The following is a 12,430-nucleotide window of genomic DNA, read 5'->3' on the forward strand; positions in this document are numbered from 1 at the left end:
TCCCATTATCACATTCAAATAATTTATTCTAATACACAAACACAAAAACAATTAAAATATTTATATAAATAACAATAATTACAAACTTAAGCTAAGCGCGCTGTGTGCGAAGAAACAAAGAAAAATGTGGTAACTTCAAGTAAAACAAACCTGTTAAAATTGGTTTATAAGCTTTTCGAAAACCATTACTATTGGCCGCTCTAAAATATAAATAACGGATATTGACATGCTAGATTTTGCTGTACTGGGAGTATTTATACCGACTTTCTTTTTTGTCTCAATTACCCCTGGCATGTGTATGACTCTGGCCATGACCTTAGGGATGAGTATTGGTGTACGACGAACTATGTGGATGATGATCGGTGAATTACTCGGTGTTGCCATTGTTGCGATAGCTGCGGTCGCAGGTGTAGCCAGTATTATGCTCAACTACCCAGCCGTATTTAATGCCTTAAAATGGCTCGGCGCAGGGTATTTAATCTACATAGGTGTGATGATGTGGCGCGCAAAATCAACCGTCAAATTAGATGCTCAAAGTCAGCTGAAAGTATCTCGACAAACTTTATTCTCACAAGGGTTTATTACCGCGATTGCCAATCCTAAAGGTTGGGCGTTTATGATTTCCCTCCTGCCGCCGTTTATCAATATTGACTACGCGATTGTGCCGCAATTGAGCATGTTAGTCACCATCATTATGCTCAGCGAGTTTACTTGTATGATGCTCTATGCCACTGGCGGAAAAAGTTTACGATTGTTTTTAAATCAAGGTGATAACATCAAATGGATGAATCGTATCGCCGGTAGTTTAATGGTTGCTGTAGGAGTATGGTTGGCAGTTAGTTAATGACCAACTAAGAAAAACGCTCGCGCACCACTGATGCCTAAATGAGTGATGCGCACTAAATTTTATCTCTTTTACATTGTTATTAACTCACGATTAAATAGTCCCCTTTTCATACTGTTCATTTAAAGCAACCACTCGCTCACGCAGTTTATCAGCAGTTACTTGGCTTGCAGCAATTGGCTCGTCAACGGTCACAGCCACCAGCGACCACTTCAGTCGTGGAAGTCGCCATTTTGCTTTGCGACTAAACATACTGCCCCATAAACCGCCCAGATGAACAGGAATAACGGGCACCGGTGAACGCTGTATAATACGTTCAATACCACGGCGGAAAATATCAATAGACCCATCGCCGGTTAATTTACCTTCAGGGAAAATCCCCACTAACTCACCGTTAGCTAATGCTTTTGCAACCTCATCAAATGCTTGTTGGAACGCCTGCGGATCAGATTTTTCACTGTCAATTGGAATTGCCTTGGCCATTTTAAATAACCAATGCAATGCCGGAGAATAGTAAATAGGAGCAAACACCATAAACCGAATAGGTCTTGGTGACGCCGCTAAAATAAACATCCAATCAACAAAGCTGACGTGATTACTCACCAATACAGCGGCACCTTCGCTGGGAATATTATGTTCCCCTTTGGTACGCACTCGATACATGCAAATAGTCAACAAGTAAATAATAAAACGTAAGAAGAACTCCGGCACCTTAGTATAGATATACACGCAGATCAGTAAATTTAATCCTGCCAGTAATAACAACAACTGTGGAATTGACCACGCAAATACAGACAGCGTTATAATACTTAACACCGCACTGGCGACCATAAACAACGCGTTTAACACGTTATTCGCGGCAATGATGCGTGAACGGCTTGATTCTACGGTGCGTTGTTGGATCAACGCGTACAGCGGCACAGTATAAAAACCAGCCGCAATACCTATGCCGGCCATCCAGATAAAATGCCAATACATATCACCGGTATGCAGTACTTGCTCAAGTGTAAATAATGCTTCGCTTGGTTGCTGGTAAAAGCTCATTGCCGGTTCTTGACTCAGTAGATACAGAAATAATGTGATCAACAAGGCACCAAACGGCACGATACCAAGTTCAATCCGAGAGCGAGATAGTTTTTCACACAGCAGCGACCCTATTGCAATACTTAATGAAAACACCACCAACGCGCTGGTGACAACAAGCTCATCACCAACCATCACATACTTCACGTAGTTTGGCAGCGCGGTTAAAATAATGGCCCCAATAAACCAAAACCAGCTGATGCCAAGTACGGACTTTCCGACTGATTCAGTTTGGGCATTGAGTGCCTTAAACAAACCTGTAGTCGATGAAAATAAATTAAAACTAAACACTAAATTAGCATCATTCGCTGCACTGAAAGGTATAGAGCGACTACTCAGATAGCCAATAATCGCCAAGCAAACAATTGTTACACTAATAATCGTCGGCCCCAAGGTTTGAGTAATGTAATACGTACCAAACGTTGTGCCGAGCAAAATGGCCACGAATGTCGCGGACTCAACAAGGCCATTAGCTTTGGTCAATTCATCGGCTGCGACGTGTTGCGGTAAAATAGAGTACTTTAGTGGGCCAAAAAAGGTACTTTGTAATCCAGTTAAAAATACCGTTGTTAACATCAGCCAAACAGACTGCGTTGAAATGGCCACTGCGCCTACCAGCATAATCGGGATTTCTGCAAGTTTTACGGCACGGATCAATTTTGATTTTTCTTTTTTTTCTGCAAGTTGCCCCGCCATCCCTGAAAATAAAAAGAACGGTAAAATAAATAAGCCAGCCGCTAAATTAGAATACAAAGCGCCATCGGCAACATTTGCGGTTTGAAAAATGAGTAACAGCAACACCGCTTGTTTATATACATTATCGTTTAACGCAGAGAAAAACTGAGTAACAAACAGTGGTAAAAAGCGTCGGCTCTTTAACAAAGCGCGCTGAGGTTTTTTATTATCTTGCATTGTTATCCTTACAAATTAACCTGACTGATGAAAAATGAACTCACCTCACTACAAAATAGATTACACAGTTAAAGGACAAATTACGATCAAACTTTACCGCCAAGCTATAAGAACAAAAAACCTGCATAACGGGCGTTAATGCAGGTTCTAAAGTCGCGTTGCAGTTATTAACTAAAAATGATTAATCTTGCCCCACAACTCTGCGACCACTAAAAGCATGCATGAGGGTCATACCATCGAGTAAATCAAGTTCACCACCGACCGGAATACCATGAGCTATGCGTGATGCAGCAACCTTATAACGATGGCACAACTGAGCGATATAATGCGCTGTGGTTTCGCCTTCAACCGTCGGGTTAGTTGCCAAAATCACTTCATTGATACCGCCTTGCTGCAATTTTTGCTCAAGAACATCAAGGCCAATTTCATTCGGACCAATACCATCAATGGGTGATAAGTGCCCCATTAACACAAAGTATAAACCTTTGTATTGCCCAGTCTGTTCAATCGCAAGTACATCAGTAGGTGATTCAACAACACACAAAATGCCGCTGTCTTGACGCTTAGGGCTTAAACAGATTTCACACTGTGGTTGCTCTGCAAAAGTACGGCACGACTGGCAATGCCCTACGGCACTCATCGCTTTGATCAGTGCATTACCAAGTTGCGTCCCCCCTTTACGGTCACGCTCAAGTAAATGAAACGCAATGCGCTGCGCTGATTTTGGGCCTATGCCCGGCTGACAGCGCAGTGCTTCAATTAACTGATTTAAACTCTCGGAAAGTTGCATGATTTGCCTTAGAACGGCATTTTCATACCTGGTGGTAATTGCATACCGCCAGTAACTTTACCCATGCGCTCTTGCGTCTCTTCTGCTACACGACGGACTGCATCATTGCAGGCAGCAGCAAGTAAGTCTTCAATCATGTCTTTGTCGTCTTCCATTAAGCTTTCATCAAGCTCAACGCGGCGAACATTGTGATTACCAAGCATAGTTACTTTAACTAAACCAGCACCGGCTTCGCCAACTACTTCTAAGTTAGCGATTTCGTCTTGGGCTTTTTGCATGCGCTCTTGCATTTGCTGCGCTTGCTTCATCATATTACCCATTCCACCTTTAAACATAACTTTCTCTCTTTCTATTTCTAATTGCCATGAAGATAAGGGCTATTGCAGTGAATTACAATGCCTGAATACTGTTTTCATCGATAATTGCAGAAAATAGCTGCTGTAGTTGCACGATATTTTCATCGCTGTTGATCACATCAATAGCTTGCTGATGACGCCCAGCATCTATTTTTTGCTGAATTAAATAAGGCGAATCAATCACCCCAGCAGCAAAATTGATGGTCAGGTCCACGTTATGCTCATAAATACTCGCTAAAGCAGCACTAAGCTTTTGTCTTAACATCGGGGTATCAAGGTGTTTTTGCGACTCATCCACTTCTAAATGCAACTGTTGCTGCTGTTTAGAATAAATTGAATGCAAGGCAAATTGACGCATCCGCCCGCCTAGTCCCATACGCTTAATTAAATAAGCCCATTCATCTTGCTGATGCGCGAAACGAATATCACTGATCGGACTTTGAAAATCATCCGGCACTTGAATATTTATTTCAGGCTCTGCCTCAGTCACCACTTTTTGTGGATTAATTTGCTCCAATAACTCTGGCGCTAAATTTTCTACTATTGTCTGGTGCTTCTCTTTAAAGTCAGGCTTTAAAACCTTTGTTGGCACACTCTTAGGTGTATAACTGCCAACCTCTGCTTGGCTAGGACTGGGTGTCCCCGTTATCTGGGGTTGTGGCTTTTTTACTGATAGATTGCTCTCAACCTCAGCTGTGCTATTCATTTGTGACTGTGTGGATAATTTACCACCAGACAGTGTCCCAGCACCGGAAATATTTCTATCACGTAAAATACGCGCTATGGCAGACTGCGCTTGTGCTTCTTTTTGGCCGACATCAGTGGTTGGCGAATACTCAGGCAATGAGGCGCTCTGCAGAGCGGCACTACTTTGTTCAACATCCGGTTGCTGTTCGTTACCATAATGCTCAGCGTAATGAGCATTGTCAGCATGAAAACCTTGCTCGGCTGCATTACTCATCACATCATCATATTGTGATGCTAATTGCTGCTCAAGTTCGCTATCTGAATCATCAGCTGTAGCATTACTATCACTCGTTTGTGACGCAGCTGCAGCGGCTTGAGTAGGCTCGTTATTGACGGTACTGAATTGCGCTTGCTGCACTGCCTCAGGGCTGACTGTATTATCGACGGTTTTGTCTTCTTCAGTGGCCGAAGTAGTAGATAATGTGGCTTGGTTATCAATATGCGCTGATGATACTTGCTTATTTTTATTTAGAATATCTCTGAGCGAACCCGCTCGATCACGCTTCTGTTCAGCCGATTTGGCTGTTGTGGTTGTGCTGGCAAGTACTTGGTTATCAATCGGTTGAAATGCCAATAAACGTAACATGATCATTTCAAAGCCTAAGCGAGGCTCTGGTGCCCACTGTAAGTCTTTTTTACCATTGAGCAGCAATTGATAATAAACCTGAATTTGCTGCGAGTCGCAGCTAAGCGCTACTTCACTAATAAACTCGCGGTTGTAATCGTCTAACTTGGCCGCATCAGGCACCAATTGCGTTAATTGCGTCAAATGTGTCAGGCCGATAAGATCGTCTAACAAAGCAATATAGTTTGGGTTTTGAGTCGCAACTTGCTCAATTTGCGCCATCAATGCTGGGCCGTCTTGGGCTAATAATGCAACCAATAAGTGCTGACTATAATGGTTGTCTATCAAACCAAGCATTGCTTGCACGGCTTGATGTTGTATATCACCATTCGTTTGTGCAATCGCTTGGTCGGTTAAGCTCAATGCATCACGCATACTACCATCAGCCGCTTTGGCGATAATTTGCAGTGCTTGTGTTTCAAAACGTAGTTTTTCTTCGCCTAACACGTATTCTAACTGTTGGAGTATTTCCGGTTGCGATAACGCATTAAGATTAAACTGCAAACAACGCGATAAAATAGTAACGGGTAGTTTTTGCGGATCAGTTGTGGCGAGTAAAAATTTAACGTGTTCAGGTGGCTCTTCGAGGGTTTTTAATAACGCATTAAAACTGTGCTTTGAAAGCATGTGCACTTCATCGATAAGGTATACTTTATAGCGCCCACGAGTGGGGGCATATTGTACATTATCAAGAATTTCACGGGTGTCTTCCACTTTTGTCCGTGATGCCGCATCAATTTCAAGCAAATCAATATAGCGACCGGTTTCAATATCTACACAGCTGCTACATTTTCCACACGGTTGCGCCGATATGCCTTCATCACAATTTAAGCTTTTTGCAAAAATTCGTGCGATGGTGGTTTTACCCACCCCGCGAGTCCCAGTGAACAAATAAGCGTGATGCAGTCTATTTTGTGTTAAAGCATTAATAAGTGCTTGTTTCACATGAGACTGACCGACCAATTCATGAAAGGTCTGGGGACGCCACTTTCTCGCTAGGACTTGATAACTCATTAATTATTCGCCTTCGAATTCAACCAATTTTAGGATTTTAATACCCATTTTCGCAATGCGTTGCTCGCCACCCAGTTCGGGTAACGATACGACAAATGCTGCATCTGTTGCATGACCACCTAATTTGTTCACTAACTTAGCAGTCGCTTCAATCGTACCACCCGTTGCTAATAAGTCATCCACTAATAACACTTTATCGCCAGAGACAATCGCATCGGTGTGCAATTCTAAAACATCTTCACCATATTCTAGCTGGTAATCTTGAGAGATCACGGCACGTGGCAATTTGCCAGGTTTACGCACCGGAATAAATGGGATGCCCAGTGCATATGAAAGTGGCGCACCAAAAATAAAACCACGAGATTCAGTACCAATGATTTTAGTAAAGCCTTGATCTTTATAGGCGCTAATAAATGCATTGATGGTTGCTTGAAATGCCGCAGGGTTAGCCATTAAGGTTGTTACATCACGGAACATGATGCCCGCTTTTGGGTAATCTGCAATAGTGGTAATGCTATCTTTGATGATAGACGGAGTTACTTGAGTCATAATTTAAATTATTTTATCTGTAATATTACAAAGCAGATAAGTATAACATCACAAAAATCAGTTGTCGGCAGGAAGTTTAGAAAAAGATAAGGCTGCAAAGGCAGCCGCTAAATTTGCATGGTGCAAATTAAGATACAGTGGTGATCCAGCCTAGGATTGCATTTAAACAGCCAATTCCTACAAACACGGCTAAAAACGCAAGAAAATACATTGCATTAAATGGGTCTTTAAAATCTTTATCTTCAGACATGAAGTACTACCTTTTATTAAGCGCGACAAATTAAGGCGCACATAATAGACGATGTAAAATAATCAATAAAGGTTTTAAGCGTGATTTTTTGTCACGATGACACCAAGTTTAGCCATTGCAGTTAACGTTGCAGTCGCACCTTGAAATAATTGCTCTGGCGTAAATTGCGGGGCGTGTTGAGCAACTTGCGCCACCAAAACAGGTAAACGAATACCTGGGGTAACATCTATAATCGATAATAACAGCGCCGTCATTGCATTGGTGGCAAGAAATTGCACTTCGTCATCTGTATCACGGTATACCACAAAATAGTGCGGCTGCTCACTAGGCAGTTGTGGTTGAAAATCCGCACTGATATGCTGCACAGGAAACTGGTAACTCAAGTTTCTAGCGCTGCTACTTAGATACAGAGGCACCTCGGTTAGCTCATCAGTTATTGCACACTCTATTGGATCGCTTTGTGCTATCGATACATCCAGCTCAATCCATTCATAATGGGCAAGCTCTAACATAAACACAGGATCACTTGGCTGTAATTCGTAGTCAGTACTTAAATAAGCTATAAACTCTCCCGCGATATCCAAAAAATAGGGAGAGTGGCAATCGTGCTCTGCAAAAAACCGCCGCACTAACTTTACCCAGTCATCATCGCTGTAAAGTGTTTTCAGTACTGGAAACCCAGAGGAAATAAAGCCGTTGATATTATTAAAAAATAGGTCACGGTAAATCGCCATACGGCGGTCTTCGATGCCATCAGGCTTTGGGTGTAATTGCGGGTTACGAATATGCGCCATAAACGCATGTTGGCTATCTATAAAGTTCATATCAGGCACTTTCTTTATTCTGTGTTATAGCGTGTTTTGCTTGTAGCTGATGGATGATATCCAACTCTTTTATAAGCTCAGGCATAGCTGGAATATTAAAATCACGCTCTAATAAGGTGGGAAACACCCCGTGATGCTGATAAGCAAGGTCAAGTAAATGCCACACCGGATCAATTACATCCGCGCCATGCGTGTCAACAATCAAATCATCCGCTTCATTGTAATGCCCTGCTACATGACCATACGCTATGCGGTTTGATGGTAAGTTCGCCAAGAAATGTTCGCTGTCGTAACCATGATTTACTGAATTTACATAAATATTATTCACATCTAGCAGTAACTTACAGTCAGCTTGCTGTAAAATTTCATTAGTGAAGTCCAATTCACTGATCTGCTGATCTGGCGCGGCATAATAAGAAACATTTTCAATCGCAATTTGTTGCTCAAGAATATCTTGTACTTGTTTAATTCGAGAGACAACATGTTTAATTGCCTGCTCAGTAAATGGGATCGGCATTAAGTCATACATGTGCCCATTGCCTGAACAATAACTGAGGTGCTCACTAAAGAGTTTAATGTTATGTGTTTTGAAAAATACTTTTAATGATTTTACAAATTCAATGTCTAACGGTTCAGGGGAGCCTATAGATAACGATAAACCATGGCAGAGGAAATTATTTGCGTCAGTAAGTGACTTAAACTGCTTAGCGAAACGACCACCCAATTTTAACCAATTCTCTGGCGCGACTTCCATAAAATCAATTTGGCTTGGCATCTGAGTAAACAACTCGTCGAGCATCTCTCGACGTAAGCCAAGACCTACCATGCCAAATTCATCTTGTTTTTTTACTACCATTTAAATCTCCACCAATAAAAAAGGGCCTATGCAGGCCCTGATTATGCATTGCGACTAATTTATACCAATCGTATTAAGTCGAGATTGGTATTGTCTCAATCAAAATTAGCTACGGCCACCACATTTACCTTCGCCGCATTTACCTTCTTTTTTAGCTTTTGCGTCTTTAGCATCACCGCCGCATTTGCCTTCACCACATTTACCTTCTTTTTTAGCTTTAGCATCACCGCCACATTTGCCTTCACCACATTTGCCTTCTTTTTTAGCTTTAGCATCACCGCCGCATTTGCCTTCGCCGCACTTGCCTTCTTTTTTAGCTTTAGCATCACCGCCGCATTTACCTTCGCCGCACTTGCCTTCTTTTTTAGCTTTGTCGTCTTTGTTTTTTGCATCACCACCACACTTACCTTCGCCACATTTACCTTCGGTAGCGTCAACTTGGTAGCCCGTCACCATTTGTTGAAATTCAAACGGATTTGCTTGTACATCTGCAGAAATGAAACTGGTGCTGCCTACTACTACTGCGCCTAATGTTAACGCAATGGAATTCTTTTTAATTGTATTCATTTTATGACTCTCTCTAAACAAAGGGTGTTATACCCAAACCACCTCAAGATGCGAGCGTCGTTGGAATTAAAAGCGATTTAGACAAGGCATTGATTGCAAATAATAGTGGTTCTATTGTTAAAATCAATAACGCAGTATAAATCGCTTTTAAACCAACCCGCAGGGCGTTTCACAGGCACTTACTCTCATCGTTGTTACTTCTTAAAAGGGACTGCATTCTTGCAAAGTAACGCCTTGATATTAAGCACCTGTGAAACGCTGAATTCTGCATTTTAAGGTGGTTTGGATATATTAGTAGACCTCGCTACAAAAAATAATATTTCACTTGCCAACAAGTTTTTATATTATTTTTTTGCATTCACTGCAAAAGTCTCACAATTGACTACATTAACTATGGAAGTAAAGTCGGGATTTATCAATATTATATTTATAGCTATGCTGCATGGTTGGCATCTTGAGGTAGCTTAAGTATACAGGTAAACTACGCCTCCTTTTCAGTAGTATGAAGTGTCTCGATCATGAAATTAGTTTTAGCGCCTATGGAAGGGGTTGTCGATTTTAAAATGCGTCAACTACTCACCGATATCGGTGGCTTTGATTTATGCGTAACTGAATTTGTTCGTGTTATAGATGCCTGCCTACCTGATAAAGTGTTTAAGCGCTACTGCCCTGAATTGCAAAACAATGGCTTAACGCGCGCTGGTACTCCAGTACGTATCCAATTACTTGGCCAAGTTGCACACGCATTGGCTGAAAATGCCGTAAAAGTGATCGAACTTGGTTCCCATGGTGTTGATCTTAATTTTGGCTGCCCTGCAAAAACCGTCAACAAAAGTAAAGGCGGCGCTGTGCTACTGAAAGATCCTGAGCACATGTATGAGATAATCAAAGCTGTGCGTGATGCCGTGCCAAACGAGCATCAAGTAAGCGCAAAAATTCGTTTAGGTTTTGATGATGACAGTAACAGCCAGGAAATTGTTGATGCCGTTGTCAGTGCTGGTGCCAATAGTATTGCGATCCATGCCCGAACGAAACGCGATGGCTACAACCCCCCTGCGTATTGGGAAAAAATCCCACCGCTTATCAAAGATAAAAATATTGCCGTGGTAGCCAATGGCGAAATTTGGCAAGTAGAAGATGCGCTACTTTGTCAACAACGCAGTGGTTGCACTGATTTAATGCTTGGCCGTGGTGCGTTGTCCCACCCGGATCTAGCGCGAAAAATAAAAGCACATATCAATGATGAACACTATGCGGGCTTACAGTGGGAACACATTCTGCATCACTTAATTAATTCAGCCATACATCAGGATCCAGCGAAAGATGAAAAATACTTTGCTTCTCGTACTAAGCAATGGTTGGGCTATCTAAAACGTCAATACTCTCAAGCCGATACATTATTTGATGAGATCAGGCGTTTGAAAATAAAACAAGATGTAGCTGATGTTTTGAAAAAATACGCAATTGCACCTTAACTTGATACACATCATGGTGCTTTTTGTTAATTAATGAATACTACAGCATTGCTCAACGAGGAAATAATCATGGTCAATGCTCAACACCACCTTCAGTTATTAAATACAGAACTGCTACAAGTAAGGCAAGCTTTGCTATCAAGGCTCTCAGAGTCAAATAACCTTATTCATCATGCATTGGTTGCAAGGTTACACAAACACAACCCCGAGCAGTGGTTAGAGCTACTACAAAAGCAACTTGGCACTGAATACCAAGATATCGTTTTACGTTTGGAGCAAGTTGAAGCTGCCATCTGCCAAATTGATATTGGCCAATACGGCTATTGCTGTGACTGTGAAGAAAAAATTGACCCGCAAAAACTGCTTATTGATCCTACAATCCAACGCTGTAGCAATTGCGAGTCTAATTTATAAAAGTATGTGCTTTATCACTTAAGGTGCAGTGATAAGTGTGGCAAACGCAAAACTGTAAGCCGGATAAAAAATGATATCTGTGACTAAATAATCAGCTTGTTGTGGGGTCATTTTTAGGCGTTTCAGTAAATTAACTTTCGCTTGTTGCACTGTCCAAGCATGGTAATGAATACCAAGATCGGTTTCCATCATCGCCAGCCAAAATATTCGCTCTGCATCGCTTAGCCCAGTTGCAGCTTGCTGGGCTGAGTCTCTAAGATTTTGGTAATTTTGCGCCCAGTCAAAACCCGTCGTTTGACTTTTAGACAGCGAAAAGCGCCGCTCAAGTACTGAATGCTGATGATCAGTCGCTAAATTAAGCGGATAAGCTTGCTGCTTGCTCCCCTTCAATCGAGATTGCACTGCAACCAACCAATTAATAGGTGCTTGAGTCGCTCCTGAGAAGTAATTTAGTTTACTTTGATACCAAGGCCCACCATTAGATAAACCATGTAAACCAGCACTACCGCGTGGTGTATACGACGCTAAAAAAGCATTGAAATCGGTTAATGTGTGCTTAATAACTACTGGTAAGTCTTTGCGGGAAAGACTTTTTGATACTTGCGTTTGCAATGCATCAAGCTCGATAGAATTAAGTCTTAGTTTACTTTCTTTCGCTGCTACGAGCTGTTGCTGCGTAAAACTGATCCAACTAGCAATACCCGCTGCAATATCCTGATGCTGATTGTATTCAAGCATATTTTCGAGCACAGGAATATATACCGGCCAGCTGAAATAACGCTGTGGAAAACGCTCTGCAATGACGAGGTAGTCTAATAGCTGCTTATCACTTGCTGATAACTCCAGAGACTGCATCGCTTGGTATATTGTGTGGCGCTCTTTTAAATACGCATCACTAAACGGCCACTGTGACTCAGATATGCCAGTGCTTATAACATTACTTGTCGGTCTTAAAAACTGATTGAGAGAGTATAATGCCTGTTCGGCTTGCTCTTTAGATTGATACTGCTTATTTCCATCACTGCATGCGCTCAAAAAAAATGCACTGAGGCATACCCATATTAAGTTCTTTAGCATAAATTTAATCCAATAAAAAAAGCCCCAATGGGGCTTTTTATAAATTG

General features: G+C 41.8%; 13 protein-coding genes. 3 read left to right on the forward strand and 10 right to left on the reverse strand.

The window, feature by feature from the left end; all coding sequences use genetic code 11:
• The first annotated feature begins 226 nt into the window (after positions 1-226).
• Positions 227-844, forward strand: coding sequence for a LysE family translocator (locus A7968_RS20440; RefSeq protein WP_064668379.1), 618 nt, complete (start codon positions 227-229; stop codon positions 842-844).
• Between the two features lie 93 nt (positions 845-937).
• Here the strand turns inward: A7968_RS20440 and A7968_RS20445 are convergent, their stop codons facing one another.
• The 9 genes from A7968_RS20445 to A7968_RS20480 all read right to left on the reverse strand — a co-directional run bounded on the left by A7968_RS20445 (position 938) and on the right by A7968_RS20480 (position 9,417).
• The gene (locus A7968_RS20445) at positions 938-2,839 is read right to left on the reverse strand and encodes a 1-acyl-sn-glycerol-3-phosphate acyltransferase (protein WP_064668380.1); all 1,902 of its coding nucleotides are present in this window, start codon (positions 2,837-2,839) and stop codon (positions 938-940) included.
• 181 nt (positions 2,840-3,020) lie between these two features.
• Positions 3,021-3,629 (reverse strand): recombination mediator RecR, encoded by a 609-nt coding sequence (recR, locus tag A7968_RS20450; protein WP_064668381.1) that lies wholly within the window; start codon positions 3,627-3,629, stop codon positions 3,021-3,023.
• A gap of 8 nt (positions 3,630-3,637) precedes the next feature.
• Positions 3,638-3,964, reverse strand: coding sequence for a YbaB/EbfC family nucleoid-associated protein (locus A7968_RS20455; RefSeq protein ID WP_064668382.1), 327 nt, complete (start codon positions 3,962-3,964; stop codon positions 3,638-3,640).
• A gap of 55 nt (positions 3,965-4,019) precedes the next feature.
• Positions 4,020-6,371, reverse strand: coding sequence for a DNA polymerase III subunit gamma/tau (gene dnaX, locus A7968_RS20460; RefSeq protein ID WP_064668383.1), 2,352 nt, complete (start codon positions 6,369-6,371; stop codon positions 4,020-4,022).
• Between the two features lie 3 nt (positions 6,372-6,374).
• The gene (gene apt / locus A7968_RS20465; RefSeq protein WP_064668384.1) at positions 6,375-6,920 is read right to left on the reverse strand and encodes an adenine phosphoribosyltransferase; all 546 of its coding nucleotides are present in this window, start codon (positions 6,918-6,920) and stop codon (positions 6,375-6,377) included.
• Between the two features lie 127 nt (positions 6,921-7,047).
• Positions 7,048-7,170 (reverse strand): hypothetical protein, encoded by a 123-nt coding sequence (locus A7968_RS23730; RefSeq protein ID WP_016707776.1) that lies wholly within the window; start codon positions 7,168-7,170, stop codon positions 7,048-7,050.
• A 74-nt stretch (positions 7,171-7,244) separates the two neighbouring features.
• Positions 7,245-7,994, reverse strand: coding sequence for an HvfC family RiPP maturation protein (locus A7968_RS20470; protein WP_064668385.1), 750 nt, complete (start codon positions 7,992-7,994; stop codon positions 7,245-7,247).
• A 1-nt stretch (position 7,995) separates the two neighbouring features.
• The gene (locus A7968_RS20475) at positions 7,996-8,850 is read right to left on the reverse strand and encodes an HvfB family MNIO-type RiPP peptide maturase (RefSeq protein ID WP_064668386.1); all 855 of its coding nucleotides are present in this window, start codon (positions 8,848-8,850) and stop codon (positions 7,996-7,998) included.
• Between the two features lie 105 nt (positions 8,851-8,955).
• The gene (locus A7968_RS20480; RefSeq protein WP_064668387.1) at positions 8,956-9,417 is read right to left on the reverse strand and encodes an HvfA family oxazolone/thioamide-modified RiPP metallophore; all 462 of its coding nucleotides are present in this window, start codon (positions 9,415-9,417) and stop codon (positions 8,956-8,958) included.
• Positions 9,418-9,935: 518 nt separating this feature from the next.
• Here A7968_RS20480 and A7968_RS20485 point away from each other — a divergent pair.
• A complete protein-coding gene (locus A7968_RS20485) occupies positions 9,936-10,892 on the forward strand; it encodes a tRNA-dihydrouridine synthase (RefSeq protein WP_064668388.1) in 957 nt (318 codons plus the stop codon).
• A gap of 69 nt (positions 10,893-10,961) precedes the next feature.
• Complete coding sequence (locus A7968_RS20490) at positions 10,962-11,306, forward strand: TraR/DksA C4-type zinc finger protein (RefSeq protein WP_064668389.1); 345 nt, start codon at positions 10,962-10,964, stop codon at positions 11,304-11,306.
• 18 nt (positions 11,307-11,324) lie between these two features.
• On the opposite strand, the gene A7968_RS20495 is transcribed toward A7968_RS20490, so the two are convergent.
• Positions 11,325-12,383: a hypothetical protein gene (locus tag A7968_RS20495; RefSeq protein ID WP_064668390.1), complete on the reverse strand. Its 1,059-nt coding sequence runs from the start codon at positions 12,381-12,383 to the stop codon at positions 11,325-11,327.
• Positions 12,384-12,430: the final 47 nt, after the last annotated feature.

Source organism: Pseudoalteromonas prydzensis (assembly GCF_001661495.1).
GTDB lineage: Bacteria > Pseudomonadota > Gammaproteobacteria > Enterobacterales > Alteromonadaceae > Pseudoalteromonas > Pseudoalteromonas prydzensis.